At 48.1% G+C, this 18813-nt stretch carries 8 protein-coding genes and 1 pseudogene; 3 read left to right on the forward strand and 6 right to left on the reverse strand.

The window, feature by feature from the left end:
* Nucleotides 1-202: 202 nt before the first annotated feature.
* On the forward strand, nucleotides 203-835 hold the full coding sequence (locus ACTJJJ_RS28535; RefSeq protein ID WP_426293865.1) for a LysE family translocator: 633 nt from the start codon (nucleotides 203-205) through the stop codon (nucleotides 833-835).
* A gap of 80 nt (nucleotides 836-915) precedes the next feature.
* Here ACTJJJ_RS28535 and ACTJJJ_RS28540 read toward each other — a convergent pair whose 3' ends face one another.
* Together ACTJJJ_RS28540 and ACTJJJ_RS28545 are read right to left on the reverse strand one after the other, a co-directional pair.
* Nucleotides 916-1689 carry a DUF4249 family protein gene (locus ACTJJJ_RS28540; RefSeq protein WP_426293864.1) on the reverse strand — a complete coding sequence of 258 codons (774 nt, stop codon included), beginning with the start codon at nucleotides 1687-1689 and terminating at the stop codon, nucleotides 916-918.
* Between the two features lie 2 nt (nucleotides 1690-1691).
* The gene (locus ACTJJJ_RS28545) at nucleotides 1692-4004 is read right to left on the reverse strand and encodes a TonB-dependent receptor (protein WP_440703720.1); all 2313 of its coding nucleotides are present in this window, start codon (nucleotides 4002-4004) and stop codon (nucleotides 1692-1694) included.
* A gap of 334 nt (nucleotides 4005-4338) precedes the next feature.
* Between ACTJJJ_RS28545 and ACTJJJ_RS28550 the strand changes: the two genes are divergently transcribed.
* Both ACTJJJ_RS28550 and ACTJJJ_RS28555 read left to right on the forward strand, forming a co-directional pair.
* Nucleotides 4339-5274, forward strand: a complete 936-nt coding sequence (locus ACTJJJ_RS28550; RefSeq protein WP_426293862.1) for a sensor histidine kinase — start codon at nucleotides 4339-4341, stop codon at nucleotides 5272-5274.
* A complete protein-coding gene (locus tag ACTJJJ_RS28555) occupies nucleotides 5271-6002 on the forward strand; it encodes a LytR/AlgR family response regulator transcription factor (RefSeq protein WP_426293861.1) in 732 nt (243 codons plus the stop codon). Before ACTJJJ_RS28550 ends, ACTJJJ_RS28555 begins: the two co-directional genes overlap by 4 nt.
* A gap of 639 nt (nucleotides 6003-6641) precedes the next feature.
* Here ACTJJJ_RS28555 and ACTJJJ_RS28560 read toward each other — a convergent pair.
* From ACTJJJ_RS28560 to ACTJJJ_RS28575, 4 genes and pseudogenes are all read right to left on the reverse strand, one after another.
* Nucleotides 6642-7202: pseudogene (locus ACTJJJ_RS28560) on the reverse strand (transposase); the annotation flags it as partial.
* 153 nt (nucleotides 7203-7355) lie between these two features.
* Complete coding sequence (locus ACTJJJ_RS28565; protein ID WP_426293860.1) at nucleotides 7356-7721, reverse strand: hypothetical protein; 366 nt, start codon at nucleotides 7719-7721, stop codon at nucleotides 7356-7358.
* Nucleotides 7693-10872, reverse strand: coding sequence for an RHS repeat domain-containing protein (locus ACTJJJ_RS28570; protein WP_426293859.1), 3180 nt, complete (start codon nucleotides 10870-10872; stop codon nucleotides 7693-7695). Before ACTJJJ_RS28570 ends, ACTJJJ_RS28565 begins: the two co-directional genes overlap by 29 nt.
* Nucleotides 10873-11063: 191 nt before the next feature.
* The gene (locus ACTJJJ_RS28575; protein ID WP_440703721.1) at nucleotides 11064-18782 is read right to left on the reverse strand and encodes a hypothetical protein; all 7719 of its coding nucleotides are present in this window, start codon (nucleotides 18780-18782) and stop codon (nucleotides 11064-11066) included.
* Between the last annotated feature and the right edge of the window lie 31 nt (nucleotides 18783-18813).

Below are 18813 nucleotides of genomic sequence, written 5' to 3' on the forward strand. Positions count from 1 at the left end.
TGGATTATGCTGGCCTGTTCGCAGCTGAACTAGGGTTCTTAGCGGATATAAATATACTCGCTCAATTGCCTGACGTAGCGGCAGTAAATATCGAGGCAGAACCCGGTAGAATGGCCGCCCAGACATGATTGGACTGCTCACTTCTGAAAAAACGGACTATCACAAACAGCGGGTTTTATGTGAGCTTTGAAAAAAACAAATCATGATACCAGCTGACACACTTTTGATTTTCGCCTTAGCCGCCTTAGGCCTTGTGCTGAGCCCAGGGCCCAATATGATTTATCTGATATCGCGTTCTATCAGCCAGGGGCGCAGAGCCAGCTTATTGTCATTGATAGGTATTGTGTTAGGTTTCCTGATGCATATCATGTTGGTTTCCCTGGGGTTATCTGCCGTGTTCTTGACTATTCCCATTGCTTACGAGGTGTTGCGCTGGCTTGGCGTGGGATACCTGCTGTATCTGGCCTGGGAGGGTATAAGGCCCGGCAGTACCTCTCCATTTCAGACCCGTAACCTTTCGATTGACTCAGACTCCAAACTGGTACGCATGGGTTTTGTAACCAGTGCATTGAATCCCAAGGTTGCCGTATTCTATCTGTCTTTCTTCCCTCAGTTCACCCGTCCTGAATATGGATCGCTGATAAGCCAGAATCTGACGCTGGGTTTTACGCAATTGCTGATCAGCACTTTTGTAAATACCATCATTATTTTCGCGGCGGCCAGCGTGGCCAGGTGGTTTCACACCCGGCCCACCTATGTGAGCGTGCAGAAATGGATTATGTCGGGTGTTCTGACAGGGCTGGCTGTTCGTATGGCTATCGATAAGGGCAAATGATTTCTCGCAGAGCCCGGATGGAATACTGCCCTGTCTTAATCTCCAAGAATGTGGCTTATTTTCCTTTAACTGGTGAGCTTTTACTTAAACACAAAGCTTCTTGTTCTAATGGTATGTGCGCAGAAATAACCCATCGCGCCACCCAATATATTGGTTTTGGGGTTGGAGATCACTGCTGAGTTTTGCTTCAGAGCCTGATCCAGGGTGTAGTAGAAGTCATACACGGCGGCATCGATGCATTGCAGGTCCACTGTAACGACATCGCCCTTTCTGATATCTACGTCATTATTTAAAACGTGGCTTACCCTTGCCCCGTTGTTGATCTTGTCGTTGTGCAGGTATATCTCTCGCGATGGTCTGTTCTGAACCGTTAACACGAGATGATAAAAGTTTTCCCGCCCGACGGGATCATCATAGATGGCAACAATGTCCGTGCCGTCGCCAAATGCAGCTGGTTTCGTGTACACGCTGTCCAGTGCAATGGGGAGCGGCATTGTGGAAACGGAGGAAAATATTTCATTTCCCACCATCACGACCAGTTTGTAGGTGTGCCCGGGGATGCCCTCCAAAAAGTGCGTCCGGTGCCGGCCAGGGGCCACCTCCGTCAAGGTATCTGTCAATCCGACGTTCTGATCTGTAATGCAGACTTTGGCGCCACTGACTGCCGGAAAATTGTTATCCTGATCAAAATTAATGGAGCTCGTTATTTTTACTTCATACGGTCCGGGCTGGTCGGTGATATTTCCGGTGACGACATATCTGGGAGAAGACGGATTGAGCTCGATATCAATCACTTTTTGACATGAATAAAGTGCGATTACGCCCAATACGAGCGTCCAAACTAATGTTTTCATAACTAAAATTTGAAATTATAAGAAACAGAAGGCACCCATCTGAATAATGAGGTCTGGAGTGCCTGGGTTTTGGCGGGGTTGTCGGGGTCGGTTTGGAAGTTGATGATGTAAGGATTTTGCCTCCCGTATGCGTTGTAGATGCTGAAAGAAAGTTCCGGCGAAAAATGCTTACGCTCCTTTAATTTGACCGTCGCGCCCACATCCAGTCTGTGGTACGCTGGTCTTCTATACTCGTTTCGCCCGGTGTAATATGGTATAGCTTGATCGTCGATCCCATATTTACCGCTTGGAAAGGTAGCTGCGTTGCCCGTGTAGTAAACAAAATCGGCCGATACCATCCATTTTTTCGATAATTTATACATTCCTACAACGGCCAAGTCATGGGTGCGATCCTGCGTGGCCGGGTACCAGCTGTTATTATTGACACCGTTGATCCGAAGCTCTGTTCGGGATAATGTATAAGACAGCCAGCCTGTTAACCGGCCTTCATTTTTTTTCAGACTGAATTCAATACCGTACGCACGCCCCTGCCCAAATAAAAGCTGCGGCTCGATGGGTTCGTTGCTGTTCAAAATTTGAGCATTGTCTTTGTAATCGGCGACGTTATGCATCGCTTTAAAGTAGGTCTCTATACTGGATTCATAAGCATTTTCGCTGAGGTTCCGGAAAAAGCCGAGCGATACCTGGTCGGCCACCGTCGGCTTGATAATGTTATTGGTCGCCACCCATTTATCGATAGGGTTGCTTGTAATGAAATTGGAATACAGGTGCAGGTACTGCGCGTTCCGCGCATATGCTGCCTTGACTGATGAAGCATTTCCCAACTGGTAACTGGCCGATATCCGGGGTTCGAAATTCAGGTAGGTCTTATATACATGCCCTGACGAATATTGAAGTGTATCAACGATTTGGCGGCTGTCATCCAGCGTGTAAAATTTGGAATTACCGCCAAGGACCAGAAAGGCGCTTAACCGCGCTCCGATATCGATGTTAAGTCTTGGGCTCGCCTTCCAGCTGTCGCTGATGTAAATCGCATTCTCCCACGTCTTTGAATTTGCACTGTCGGATACGGCGGGACTGGCACTGATAATTCCCGGAGCGATTGAATGGTGAATAGCATTGAATCCAAAATGCCAGGAATTGTTAGTGTCCATATAGTAGTCGAACCCTTGCTTGAAATTCCAGTCCTGGATGGACGACAACATATTACCGTTAACGCCTGCCGTATTTACCTTGACTTTGTAACAATAGTCGCTGTAAATAAGGGAGGTGTTTGAGAATAGTTTCGAACTAAAAATATGATTCCATCGAAGGGTAGCTGTCGCATTACCCCAGTCTATGCTCAAAACGTCCCCAAATGACAAGATATCTTTACCATAGTACCCGGAGAGATAAATCCGATCTCTGTCGGTGATTTTATAGTTTAACTTGGCGTTCAGATCATAGAAATACAGGCGGTTATTACGGACGGTCGAATCGCCGGACAACCCTAGAAATGCATCTGCATAGGTCCGTCTGGCGCTCACCAGAAATGATCCTTTGCTTTTTACGATCGGACCTTCCACATTCAGCCGGGCGGCGATCAAGCCTATTCCTCCGCTTGCGTGATACGACTGATCATTGCCATCGTTCATTTTAACATCCATGACCGACGACAACCGCCCGCCATATTGCGCTGGCTCATTGCCCTTGTACAAGGTAAGGCTCTTGATCGCATCCGAATTGAAAATCGAGAAAAAGCTCAGAAGATGTGATGGGTTATACACGATTGCCTCGTCCAGCAGAACAAGATTCTGATCTGCTCCGCCCCCTCTTACATAAAAACCAGTGCCGCCTTCACCAGCGGCTTTCACCCCCGGCAAGAGCTGTACGATTTTCATGACGTCCTTTTCGCCGAATAATACAGGGAGTGAAGCCAATTGTTTCACATTCAAATTCTCCTTTCCCATCTGCGCCGAGGTCACCGCCTCATTTTTAGCTTTTTCACTGATGAGTACCTCCTGTAAGTTGTTACCTTCGGTGACCAACATTATCTTCAATTTATAGTCCTTATCAAGCACCACTTTTTCAGCATATCGTGCATATCCTATATAGCTGGCATTGATAGTGTAGGAGGCTGCCGGGAGGGAGATGGAGAAAAAACCGTATTCATTCGTTACCGTCCCCTTATCAGTACCCTCGATGCCGACAGTGGCCCCAATCAGGGACTCGCCGGTCGCTTTGTCGGTTACTGTTCCACTAATCGTATATATTTTCTGCCCGATGCTGCTCAGACTGGCAAAAAGCAACATGCCAACTATCAGTAGTTTGTTCATAACATAGAATTGAAGTCGGACAAAACTACTTTTCTATACCTCAGCGGCTTCGGCGAATTATAGCAAGGAGGCTAACTTTTATACCAAAGATGCCGGCCATTATAGAACCGCAACCTGTGTCCGGGCAACAGAAATCAGGGAGCTGTGTTGGTATAATAAAGCAAGCCGTTTGTATAATTCAGCATTTGCGGGAGCATTTAGAACGTTATCTTGGAGTTGCAAAAGTGAAGACTATCAAATGGAACCAGCCAATGGGCTTTCAGTCCGCGATAAATACATGGAGCTTTTGATTGCCGGAAGGTACGGGATATATAGGCACCTGATACTGGCATTTATGCTCGGGGCTTTTGTGTTGAGCATGGAGCCAGGCGGCGGCAACACTTCAGGGGACCTGATAAAGTTGCGTTTCTTCATTTTTTTTATGTCCCTTCTTTATGCGAACATGTATTTACTCGTACCGCATTTTCTCTTCAAGAATAAACCGGTCCAGTTTATAGCGGCTATCGCGTTGTTTATTACCATCGCATATCCTCTGGTATTTTTCAACTACAAAGCCAGTGGCTTTTCGACCACACCCTATTGGGGAGTGGCTAAATATGTCTTCATATCCCTGGTGTGGGTTGCAGCCTCGGCTGCGATCAAACTATTTCAACGTTGGTTAATAGACTCCCAACGTATCAGCGAATTGGAGCACCTGACGAAATCTGCCGAATTGGAGCAGTTAAAAAATCAGATTAATCCCCACTTCCTGTTCAATATGCTCAATAATGTCAATGTGCTCACTCAAAAAGATCCGGAAAAAGCTTCCCAGATACTTGAGAAACTCAGCGGCTTTTTGAGATACCAATTATATGACAGCGCCAGACCCAGGGTGTTGTTAACCTCCGAGATACGCTTTATTCAGGACCTGCTCAACATGGAGAAAATAAGGCGGGACAACTTTGAGTTTACCATTTCCAATGAAGGAGTGCTCACCGGCATCCAGGTCGCTCCCCTGCTGTTTATGACCTTCGTCGAGAATGCGGTGAAACACAGCCTCGATGCCGACAATGGGTCCTGGATTCATATCTATTTTGGTATCCACGAGGATGAATTGAACTTCAAGTGCATCAACTCAAAACCGCAATTGATGGCAATACTTCAAGGTCCGGGAGGGCTTGGACTGGGAAACGTCAGGCGCAGGCTTGCCTTGCTTTATCCGGAAAGGCACATTATAAAGGCAGAGGATTCCGCACAAAGCTATTCGCTAAGTTTAACCGTAAAGTTATGAGATGTATCATCGTTGATGATGAGCCATTGGCAAGAGAAGGCATCGCGTCCCTGGTAAGTAAAACACCAGGAGTGGAACTGGTCGGAAGCTTCAACAGTGCCAATGCCGCAGCCAGGTATCTGTCTAACGAGGCGGTTGATCTATTGTTTCTGGACATTCAAATGCCGGGAATGAACGGCATTGATTTTGCTAAATCCGTACCTCCGTTGACATTGGTGATTTTCACTACTGCATATGCGGAATATGCTTTGGATAGTTATGAAGTTGAGGCGGTAGATTATCTGATCAAGCCGATCAAAATCGAGCGTTTTCAAAAAGCTGTTAACAAAGCATCGAACTACCTGGATCTATTAAAATCGAGCTCGACATCAACCAACCGTATCCAACAGATAACAGACGACTATTTCTTTGTAAAAGCCGAAAGACGCATTTTCAAGATACAGTTTAATGATATCCTTTTCATAGAAGGGTTAAAGGACTATGTGGTCATTCAGACCGTATCGCAAAAAGTAATCACTGCGATGAATATCAAAACCATTTATGAGCAGCTCCCTCAAAATACATTTGCGCGCATAAGCAAGTCATACGTTATCAACATGAGCCAGGTAACATCCTTTGATAACAACACCGCTTTTATCGACAAGTACGAGATCCCGATTGGCGATGCCTATCGGACTCAGTTTTTTGATGAGTTTGTAACAAGGAAATTATTGAGCCGAAACAGGTAAATACCAGCTTCTGCTCTCGCAATCAGCCAATGATGCCCAGGCATTGTCAAATCTTTCTTATCGTCAAATGAGCCAAAAATCAAGCAACAAACATATTACAAATTGCCGAACATGCGGCCGAAGCAATAACACCTTTTCTCCAACACCTGCATAGACGAAAAGAAGCATAAGCCAATGCTTCGGTTTTAGACAACGTGCTTCGCTTTTGCGTCCATAACGTTTCAAGTCCTCGCATTCTCAGAACACCTTCCTGCTGCCCGCTAATCCGTTGTCGTTCAAAGGTCGTCCTGGTTCGCTTATCCAATTCCGTAGGTATTCAAAGACGACAAACACTAATCTTTTCTCCAACAATCCGCCCCTATTTCTATATTCGTAAAATTCAATATAAACTATGCCAGTCTTCACCATCAATTTTGCCAACAATAGCAATTCCGAGGGTCGTTTTTGCCTGTTTCAACGAAAACACAATTGCGATTACGAAGCCGTTTCCCCCTTGGCATGGCTTGTGCGAAATGCTGTTTCACATTCGGTTGCTTCCGTATCCTGGAATACAGACTTTCATTTTTTTCATTCGGCAACTAGCCAACTTGGTCCAGGTGTACACGTTAAGGCAGATGAAAAGTTAAAGGCGAGCCTGACCAAAACTTCCTTATAACCATCCCGTTTGGGACCGACGGCGATATAGATTGTCTTGTTAACAACCTTGCTGTTTTCACGCACTTTGAAAACGATTCTGTCCATCCATACAATGAGGTAGACTGGCTCCAAAGGCCGCTTTTGCCAGCTGCCGATATCATCGGCTATACGGGATGTAATGCGGCTGATCGCGAAGGCGGAAACGTCAAAGTTGTAAACATCCTTAATCTGCTCTTCGATGTCAGCAACGCTCATTCCTTTGGCGTACAGCGAAACGATTTTCCCGCTTAGCGACGATCATAGGATTGAAGCTGGCGTCACGATTACGCGGAACGCTAACCTCAGATTTGCCGTAGCTCGTCCTTATCTTCTTCTTGCCGTAGCCATTACGCGAATTGCTGTCGCCCGATTGTTGGTGCTTATCGTAGCCTAAATGTCCGTCCAACCCACCTTCGAGCATCTTCTCAATGCCCCGCTTCTGCAACTGGCCCAGGAAGTCATTAAGCGACTCGCGGCTCTTGAACTGCTTTAAAAATCATCCGTTAAAAAATCCTCTGGTTTCATAAGCTGTGTTTTGTTAAAAATAGAAAATCGGGATCATTAACCCCGATTTTTCACTTACACAGTTTTTGAGATAGTGTCCCGGATTCCCGTGCAGATGTCATTATGTGTAAACCTATTCTCTATTCACGCCAGTTACTCGATGTACGGTACGAGCTAGCGTTTTTGAGAATGATCTAAATCATATTGCAAAATCGCCTTTTCAGGATCCACCTTTGAATAGACAATCGGTACGCTATCGCCAACGGAAGTATTGAAATAAAATTCGTCCGTGACGCTCGCCTTAAATTCCAGTTCCCGGTCGCCTACAACGTATGCAACCGTAACACCTTTGCCTTTGTACGAAGTTTCATGAACCACAATTCCGAGTGCCTTAACGGGGTTTTGCAGAATAAACTGCTTTTCTTCTTCAAAGTCCTTGTCAATGTACCATGTGATTCCGTAAATAATACTCCATATGACTATGGTACCTACGGAAATTATCGCAATTTTTTCACTTATTCTTGTCTTTGTTGAGTTCATATTTTGCAATTGCTTTGACTGCGTCTGAGGTTCTGTTTTGATATCCGTTTTTAACAGTTTCTGCCACCGGAGATCTAAGAAGAGTCGCAGCAGAAGAGACAACCACTTTTTTTGCTTCGGCTTTTGCTGCGTCGGCTGCTAATTTACCAGAATAATTTTTTGCAGAATGCTTTTGTGTTTCATTCGCATAACTCTTAGCAATGCTGGCAGCCCTGTTTGCCGTATCAGACTCTTTCGCAAGTCGCTTAGCGGTTGATTCTAAACTACCAGTCAAACCTGACATAATCTTCCCTGACACTTTGCCTCCAACGAAGTCAGCGGCCCCGTCAAATGCTGCCTCGTTCACACTTTTTCTTCCATTGGCGACCGTCTTCAAACCATCCGCCCTAGAGTAATCCATACTGGCTTTGGCAATCAAGCCACCTGCCTCCATCAATCCAGCCCCGACCGCACCAACTCCAGAACCTAAAATAAGACCTTTTGTGGCTTCAATACCAACATCGGCCCAGTCAACCTCCCTAAGTGATTTTCCAGCAAGGAGCTGACCACCTAATTCGGCTCCCCCTTTCAAAAGTGCACCAGCGGCAGCCGTCAAACAGTTGGGACAATCCCCATTGGGATCACTACGAAGAATAGGGTTATTCCATCCATACTGGAAAACAGAAAGGTGTTCTTGTGTTTCAGTGACTGGGTCTACTTGAATAAACCGGCTGATTGTCGGATCATAGAAGCGTCGAAGGAGGTCCATGTATCCCGTTTCAGGCTGCTTTTCGCGATTCAAGAATGTGTATTTATTGATACCGTTCCTTTGAGCCTGGGACTGAGCAGGGTTGTCACTCGCAATTTCTAGTCCAAACGGAAAGTATTCCGTTTCCTGCACCACTGCTCCTGCTTCGCTGATTACTTGGCGGACGTTGCCCAGATGGTCTGTCAGATAATATTCCAACGCAAAATCATTTCCATTGTTAGTAACCCTTACCTGCCCTTCTCCCGTCCCGATGCGTGTCAGGTAGTTACCCTGGTTATATTCAAATGCGCCTGCATACTTCGTGTTAACCGCGCCATTGGAATTGCTCATTCTCAGCTTCGTACCTGAGGCATCAAAGTGATATTGCACGGTATAGCCACCGACAACAGCTTCCCTAACCAAATCATTGAAATTGTAGCGCAAACCTCCCGCAGCTATTCCACGGTTTAGGTCTTGCGTCAGGTTTCCGTTACCATCGTATGCATAATCATCGCTGCTACCCGAACTGCCGTTGTTAAATCCATTCGCATTGTTCTCGGCGTCTGTGACCTTCTTTAACCGGTTTCCGTTGGCACTGTAATCGTATGTAAGGTTGTCAATATTGCTGCCATTCGAAACTCGCTGCAAACCTGTGATATTCCCATTCCGGTCGTAACCCGTCACGGTCTCCCTGTAATTGTTATTAAGGCCGTCGCCGTTGGTTAAACGGTTCGCCCTGTCGTAACTAAATTTATATCCTACCCAGCTAGTGCCACGCTTCCATAACATCTCAGCAATATTTCCATTGTACTGGGCTGTCGCCTCAGCAGGGTTTGTGTAGCGGAGTTCTACCCCATAATTCTCGCCGGAACTAACTGACCCTGTAATCTTACTCAGGAAATTCCGCGGCGTATAGCAATAATCGAGCTTTTCCCTGAAAGTAGCCGCCGCATCGACAGAATGCAGAAACTTGTTTTTCAACTGACCAATCCCGTTGTACCGGCTTGCGGAAAGGTAAATGTCTTTCTTCACATCGCCTCCTTTCTTCACAATGTAGCGCGAGCTTAGCTGACGGTCGGAGTGATCATAACTATACAATTTTTCTACTGAATAGTCTCCGCTTCCCGTTTGCTGTAAGGTCAATTCCTTTTCAATCCGGCCGTCAAAGCGTCTGACGTTTGAATTCCGCTCCCTGGCGGTGCCGCCGATGTCAAACAAAGAACGGACCGTCTGGATGGGGTTATAGCGGTCGTCATAATAGATGGTAGCGTACAGCCAGGAACCATAGGTGCCGTCCGCATTAAGGACTCTGTTAGCGGAGACCGTTTGTTTTCCTTTGACTGCCGTACGATAGCTCCCGGGATAGTCGCCGCCGGCACCTACAAATGCTTCACTGCCCCCGAAAGAAGGTGAATACGTGTCGTAATGTACCCTCGACAACGGTGTTTCTGTCGAACCTGATTTTTCTCCGGTTTCGGTTACGCGGTTCAACTCGTCGTATTTGTAATAGGTTATTTTTCCCCTGCCGTCAGTCGATTCCTTCAATCTGTCCCTTTCATCATAAACCATGTTGGTGGTCCCGCCACCAGGCACATACTTCGATGATACCAGGCCCTTGGAGTTGTAAGTATATTTAAATGCATACAAGTCGATATTGGCATTGTCCTGGAACTGCGGCTGTAATACGAAACGCAGTTGATCATAATCGTCGTAGACATAATAGGTATCCAGTTTCTCTGAGTCATTATCACTTAAATAAACCCGACGGAGTACAACACTCCCGGTTTTATCCCGATACTCACGGGTCCTATTGCCGTTTTCATCTTTGGTTTGCACGCAGCTGAGTTGTCCAGCGCCATAATCCCCGGGATATTGCACGCTGGTGCCAGACACTACATATCGTTTCACCTCGCCACTTGCATTTCCCCGGTAAGTGTATTCAATCGCTCTTTCCGATCCGGCCACATACTGCTTTTTCACCTTCTCATCCGGAACCGCTTCATATTCCAATAGCGTGTAACCACGGTTGTTGTTCTGGCAGAAGTTCGATGAGTTGTAGTAGTCGACGGCGGCGGCGGCGGCATTGGACCTAAATGCTCCGTTACCTTGTACAGGATATGGCGCATATTGCATGAACGGCCTGCCCGATGCATCATATTCGGTATGGCTCACCAGGTCGGCAGAACGCGAGCCGGTAAGCAAAGGACTCGCCTGGGCTGATATGCTCTGCAGAGGCCGGCCCAGACCATCCAGGTAGGCTACCTCCTGAGTAGCGTCCTTCACGTTGCCGCTGACAGTCGTTCGAGCGGCCTTGTAGGTCCTGGCCAAGACGAAGTTTTTATCTGTGCTTTGTCCGAAAAGACCCGGTGAATAAAGGGTCGCTGCCAAAAGCAGGTAGCGAAAATAGGTAACGGGTGTCATCATTACTTCCGAAAAATGATCCTTTTGAATTAAAAAATTTCTCTTTCACCAACCCGCTCGTTACTTCCAATCAACCCCAGGCTCTTATGAGGATAACTGTGCATTTGCCTGGTTACTGGACATGAAAACTGATTGATATTTTATCAAGTGCTGGAAGTGAAAAACCTCTCACTTCCAGCTTTATTAACAATTCTCTAAGGTACCGTCAACGTAATGGTGTTGTAAGCAGTAGTGTACGTAGCGGTCGCAGTCTTCACCACGGCATAAAAGCGGTAAGTACCCGGATCGAGCAAAGCTGCGGGCCACTTTCCGTTGGCGCTGCCCTCCTGAGCCGATAACTTGTAAACCCCTGGCTGACTACCATCAGCTATCGCATAGCCCATCCGGTTATGGAATGTGTCAGAGGTCGTTGACGCCCAAATTTCTACGCTGGTGATGGTAGAGCCAGTGGGGACACAAGTAGAAACGCTGATAGCCGTGATCACCCGACCAGCGGTAACAGTGCTGGCAGTACCCACCACACTGGCATTGTTGGCTGGCGAAAGTACACTACCCGTCAGCGAGGTACAACCTGTTGTGGGAGCAATCAGCGTAACGGTAACGTAATCGGTTGTGAACGTAGTTGTCGCCGTATTCACCTTAGCGTAAAAGCGATAAGTGCCTGGGTCGAGCAAAGCTGCCGGCCACTTCCCGTTGGCGCTCCCCTCCTCGGCGGCCAGCTTGTAAACACCTGGCTGACTACCATCAGCGATGGCATAACCCATCCGGTTAGGAAAGGTTCCAGTACTGGTTGTCGCCCAAATCTCAACACTAGTAATCGTGGAACCGGTTGGGACGCAGGTACTAACGCTAATGGCTGTAATCACCCTGCCGGCGGTAACAGTACTGGGTGTGCCCACTACGCTGGCGTTATTTGAAGGCGAGATCACGCTGCCTGTCAAGGTCGGACAACCTGTAACAGGAGGAGCTGTTAGCGTCACGGTAATATAATTGGTTGTGAACGTAGTGCTCGCTGTGTTTACTTTGGCATAAAAGCGGTAAGTACCCGGATCGAGCAAAGCTGCGGGCCACTTTCCGTTTGCGCTGCCCTCCTCAGCGGCCAGCTTGTAAACACCTGGTTGACTGGCATCAGCTATGGCATAACCCATCAGGTTAGGAAAGGTTCCGGTACTGGTTGTCGCCCAAATCTCAACGCTGGCTATCGTCGAGCCTGTGGGAACACAAGTGAAGACGCTGATGGCGGTGATCACCCTGCCAGCGGTTGTAGTACTGGCCGTACCCACCACACTGGAGTTGTTGGCAGGCGAGAGCATATTGCCCGTCACGGTAGAGCAACCTGTAACAGGCGGGGCAGTCAGTGTTAGTGTAATATAATTGGTAGTGAACGTAGTACTCGCAGTTTTCACTTTGGCATAAAAGCGGTAGGTACCCGGGTCGAGCAAAGCTGCAGGCCATTTCCCATTGGCGCTACCCTCCTCAGCCAGCAGCTTGTAAACACCTGGTTGACTGCCATCAGCTACCGCATAGCCCATCAGGTTATGGAAGGTATCAGAGGTAGTTGACGCCCAAATCTCTACACTCGTAATCGTGGAACCGGTAGGGGCACAGGCATTGACACTGATGGCGGTGATCACCCTGCCAGCGGTAACAGTGCTGGCCGTACCCACCACACTCGCGTTATTGGCAGGCGAGATCACACTGCCCATCAGCGATGGACAGCCTGTGACAGGCGGGGCAGTCAGTGTCAACGTAATATAATTGGTTGTGAACGTAGTACTCGCAGTTTTTACCTTGGCGTAAAAGCGGTAGGTACCTGGGTCAAGCAAAGCCGCAGGCCATTTCCCATCAGCACTGCCCTCCTGGGCAGACAGCTTGTAAACACCTGGTTGACTGCCATCAGCTACCGCTTTGCCCATCAGGTTATGGAATGTGTCGGAAGTGGTCGACGCCCAAATCTCTACACTGGTAATCGTGCTACCTGTGGGGACACAAGTACTGACGCTGATGGCGGTAATTACCCGTCCAGCGGTAACAGTGCTGGCCGTACCCACCACACTCGCATTATTGGCTGGCGAGATCACACTGCCTGTCAGCGTAGGACAACCTGTGACAGGCGGGGCAGTCAGTGTCAACGTAATGTAATTGGTTGTGAACGTGGTGCTCGCTGTTTTTACTTTGGCATAAAAGCGGTAGGTACCCGGATCGAGCAAAGCTGCTGGCCACTTCCCGTTGGCACTGCCTTCCTCTGCCAACAGCTTGTAAACACCTGGTTGACTGCCATCAGCTATGGCATAGCCCATCAGGTTATGGAACGTATCCGAAGTGGTCGACGCCCAAATCTCTACACTGGTAATCGTGGTTCCCGGGGGGACACAAGTGGTGACGCTGATGGCGGTAACCACCCTACCAGCGGTGACAGTGCTGGCCGTACCCACCACACTCGCATTGTTGGCTGGCGAGGTCACACTGGCTGTCAGCGAAGGGCACCCTGTTCCAGCAGGAGCCGTCAGCGTTACCGTTATGTAATCGGTTGTGAACGTGCCGCTCGCAGTATTTACTTTGGCGTAAAAGCGGTAGGTGCCCGGTTCGAGATAAGGTATCGGCCATTTTCCGTTTGCGCTACCTTCATCAGCAGACAATTTATAGAGACCTGGCTGACTGGCATCAGCTATGGCATAACCCATCCGGTTAGGGAATCCACCTGTACTGGTTGCAGCCCAGATTTCGACGCTGGTGATGGTAGTACCTGTGGGGACACAAGTGGTAACGCTGATAGCAGTAGTTACCCGTCCGGTGGTGGTTGTGCTGGCTGTACCCACCACACTTGCATTGTTGGCAGGCGAGGTTACACTGGCTGTCAGGCTAGCGCAGCCCGCTCCCAAGTCAAGTCCAGCGTAGTTCGTAGGGCCCGGAGTGTGTCCGTGCCAGGAAGTAGTCACCAGGCCATCAAAAGCATTAGCGTAGCCGTAATTGGCCGGATCGTTGTTATAAGCACTCAAGGATCCAAATTTTGTCCCGGTCAGCTTTACATTTCCATTATAAAATTCCAGTTCTTTCAATTCCCCATAGCTGTTGGCGCCCGCCAGGAAACGTACATACCGCCAGGCGGTTGTCGTCCGGATAGGATACTCGTTCCACCCGGCAGCTGGCGTCTGGCTAATCGTAGCCAGGGTAGTCCAGCCGTTGGGGTTTGACATGTCATTAGACCCTTGAATTACACTACCGAGGATGCGATCCATACAGCATTCGGTACGGGGAGACAACCGGACCCTGGTGATATTGCCCCCGATATTGGATGGCAGATCGGTATTTCTAACTTTGGCCCAGATACGCTCGGCGATCTCTAACATCCCCGCATCGCCCGGGTGCCGGTCGCCCGTATTATTGGGGAAGGCAGCCATGGATACCGGGTCATTTCCGGCCAGATAAACGGGGTTTGAGATCATATCACTCAGATCCACAAAGGGCAATCCACGTTCAGTGGCCACCTGCAGAATCTTTTCGTTGGCAAGCGGTTGGTCCGGCCACATGGAATTGGTCACAATTACTTTTGCACCGGGGCTGCTTACTTCCAGCACTTTATTAATCAACGTATTATAGGCCGCCTTGAAATTGTTCAGCTCGACCTCGGAGTTAAGCACGTTTTCCCCCAAACGGATAATGACCAGGTCCGGCTTCCAGGACAATGACCCAAAGCTATTGGCTATACGGTTTTGAAGGGCCGTATAATTGTAGGTAACCCATCCCGCAGGGCTGCTGATATAATCCCGTTCAAAGGGTGCCTCCCACAAGGGTAAAACCTGCGCGTTAGGATCGAGCCCCTTGAAACGGGATTCCAAAATGTGCGCGAAGTCTTTCGCCTGGGTGGAGGAAGCCCGTCCCCAACCACCGGCGGCGGTAAGGGCAGGTGATTGCCAGCCATCCGAGCCCGACTGGGCTATTAGTTTGGTAATACTGTTACCGACAATCACTACCCGGCTATAATTAGGAAGGGCACAACCGGCTTTCTGGTTCAGAACGATTGTATTTGAGAAGCTGCTGTATGAACTGCCTGATTTAGAGCGCACCTTATAGCTGCCGGCGACCGTTGCTACATACTGCGTTTGGCCCGGCTGAGTGCCTGTAATCAATACATCGTTAAGGTACCATTCCAATTGCTCGCTGAAACCAGAGGCTGTCAGCGTTATCGGCGAGTCGTTCGCGCAGACATCTCCATTGGTACTCTTATACAAGGTGGGTTTAATCAGCGTGGTCGCGCAGGGTAGGCTAATCCCTACAAAATTGCTGTTGCCCGGGTGGCCCACAGGAAGAACATATTCAGCATGCCATTGGGTCGTCTCATTGCCGTCGATGGCATTTGCCCAGCCTTGGCCAGCTAAGTTCGGCTCAGAACCAAAGCCTGTGCCGGTTAAGGCAGTTTCAGATCCGCTTCCATCTACATTATAGAAACGGATCTCTTTAAGGTCACCCACCCCATCTGTTGCTCTCGCATTGTAACGGATATGGGGATAGTTTTGCGGGTTATTGAAATTGGCCGTAAGCCAGGTACCAACAGGCGCATTCGACGGAAATTGGTAAAGTACTTCCCAATCCGCACCGTTGCTTGAACCTTGTATTGTAGCCCCGACCAGCCTGTCATGGTTATAGTTTCGCCACAACAATTTTACTCGATTGGCTGCGCACGGGTTGCTGCTACTACCACCGGAGGTAAGACCAGGACTAGATGGCACGGATACGTCAGGATTATCCACGATGCCATTGGCAAAGCTGCCTTGGTTCGCATAGTTATAATGGAAGCTCTTAAGCAAATTGCCCGTACTACTACCTTCCCGGATGTCTGAAAGACGGCCTAAATTGTCGTAATTGTACCAGGTTTGTTTAGCAGCCGGGTCTGTCATCGACTCCATACCCACCAATGGTTTGTACGTATAGCCTGTCACAAACGCACTCGTCAGATTGTTTCTTACAGCATCCACCTTGGACCGGACATCTGCCGAGCTGGTCGACGCCGAGATCGCAGAAAACGAACTGCCGGCGGAAGAAAGCGCCGAATTGACGGCCGAATAATCCGCATTACGGATTTGTGCCACCGGGAACTGGCCTTTGTAACCCCACAGATAGGACACTTTTTCAGAGCCATTCAATAGTACGCTGAGCGGGTTGCCTTGCGCATCGTAATTACTCGTCCGGTAAACCTCATCATAAGAAGACGAGCCCGATACTGGCTCAGCAGAACCGTTATAAGCACCGAAAGTCGCGATTGCCCCGTCAAAGCCCCTGAAGCGGAACTCCTTTTGAGGAAGATACAATGCCCCTTTATTGGCGTTTCCGGTAAAGCTCCCGTAAATTGTCAGATTGGCATCGATCACCTTCCTGTCCGATGCCGATTTTTCAAGGTATGTTACGGTTTCAACCGGGTGAGTGACCATATTATCGGTAATCATCGCCTGTAATGTGCTATTGCCGCCGGAAATATAATCGAGTGGAAATTTGTAATTCGTTTCCAGCACTGATCCATCACTTCGCGTAACACGCCTTTTATTTAATTGCAGGTGGTTGGTACCGTAAAAGAAATTCGTCGTCGTTGTAACCGCATTCTCACCCGAAGATCCATAGTCAGTGACAGTCTCCGAAATTTTGCGTGGCCATCCGCCGACGATGTAATACGCTTTACCATAGTAGATGAACCTCTCTTCTTCAACATAGGTAGAGTTACGATAGGTGTATCGAGCCAGCAACTCGTGATGGACAGCTGGCACCTGGAAACCGTTGGATGTGAAACCATCATATTGATAACTAGTTCGTTTTTTGGGGTTTCCACTTAAATCTGTCACCAGAATTTCCTTCGGAAGTGACCGGAGATAAGTATAATTTCCAAAGTCACCAATCTCTGTGTAGCTTGACTCTCCGAGGATCGCACCAGTATGTCCCTTCTCAACGAAGAATGCCCATTTGCCTTTATCATCTTTTTTGTCAACATGGGATGTAAACGAATACAGAGTCTGGTATTGATCATTAATGACCTTAACGTCCCGGTAATAAAGTGGGAAAAATGCTTCCGGGTTAAATGCGGATGATCTATAAACTGTATGAAGGTCTTGACTATTTCCAAAAGTAAGTTGAAAAAAGGGTTCCTTTGAAACAACGCCACTGGACAAATTAGCATTAGCCGGGTCGTTGTAAGTAAAATTTGTAGAAACGGATACTCCGGGGGATGAATTCGGATTATCGACTAATGTCTTGACCCGCGCTCCTCCATAGTTATTGACATTCGAAGTAACGCTCCTGAATACCTTGACATTCATACTGATTTTAAATCCGGGCATTTTGGCATCCGGATGGCTGCAAGGGTAAAAATTGAATGACGACAAAATCTGATCAGGCGTATACGTGCCTGCATTCAGCGTGTTGGACAAAAAAGTACCCTGGCTAGTGCAATTAGTAGGAGCCGGCGCTACTGAGCTGTTGTTCAGTCGCACATCTACCCGGGTGGGCTGGGTCAGCACTATACTTGTAAACCCACTGGCTCTAAGACTATTTGGTAAACTTGAATCATACTCCCGTTCATGAAAGAATTCTTCCACAACTATCCTGGAATTGGAAGTGACGGCATTTTGAACGTAGCTGTATGCATTTTGCTCATACTCAATGCTTGTACTGCCTCCCGTTGGGTAGGTCACACTCGTCAATGCACCTGTAAGCGTCAAATTGAGCCGCGGCTCAAGATCTGCACCGCTCTGAGGAATCAAGTTCACATTATTCTGGCCATTGTAATATCCCCAGTAATCTTGACTACCTTCGATGCCTATGATATCCGAAGGTGCGTATGAGTAGTAGCCAAATGTATGCCCCGCATTTCCCTCTTCACCGACAGTAAGCAAGTGTAACCGGTTCCCTGAATTATTCAAATAACCAAAATTAAATTGCTTTACCTTCGCCGAAGGGCTAGCCAGTGTATTAAAGAGCTGAATATTATTAAGTCTGCGGCCATTGAAAGCATCGAGCGTACTCGGCTGTGACTGGGCATAGGCTTCCGAATTAAATACCAGTTCCCATGATGAACCTTTTATTTTGGTCAAAAAGATTTCCTCCGTACGGTTCGTCGAAATTATTGACGAGTTTTCGGATACGGCTCCGCTATTGATCTTTGCGTTATAAATCTGGTCAAAACGGCTATACTGCTTTCTCCGGGCGGTGTTTAAGGTGTTGGGCTCGGTATATTCGAACGTAATGCGGTTACCTTTGACATCCACGATCTCCGACAAATTCCAAGCAGAAGGGGCAAAGTCATGGTCTGGCCCGGCGTCACCGGTAAACTCCATATTGGTAAATGTGTACCGGGTACCATCCTCCACCTTAAACACCCATTTCCGGATGAAGGTCCCAGCGTGATAGGCATTACTACCCTTTTCATAGGTAATACCTATCTTTGCATCGGACACTATTTTAACAGCGCCGGAGCCATCGATTACCATTTGCCCCGAGTAGCCGTTAAACTGAAATGAAAAAACATCCGCAGTCACATCGTTGTTATTATCGATGTTTGCTAAATAGGAAGCAAGCGTAGGGCTAGGGAGATTTACGAAATCAGCTATCGCATTAGGGTGCGCTTGATAGCCGAAACCGGTCATTTCGTCGGCAAAGCCTTTGACTTTCCGGGTAACAGCGCCGCCCGCAAATAGCGAAAAGCCCATGCCTACCCATCCGGGTTGGTCGCCGGGCCGAAATCCACTGTAACTATATTGCAAGGAAATGGGTACTTGCAGGGTTCCTTCGGTAACGGTCACTACGGGGAAATTAAAATTAGGTGTCCCGCTGCTATGATTTACCTGAAGTCCGCCGAATTTTCCCAACTGCGTAGCCTGAGGACTCGGAAATGCAACTTTCTCGCCAACCTGTGGTTGTTGGGCCATCGACAAGAACGGTAAAAAAAGGAGGCAAAAA

The organism is Dyadobacter sp. 22481, from assembly GCF_052044875.1.
GTDB classification, from domain to species: Bacteria; Bacteroidota; Bacteroidia; order Cytophagales; family Spirosomataceae; genus Dyadobacter; species Dyadobacter endophyticus.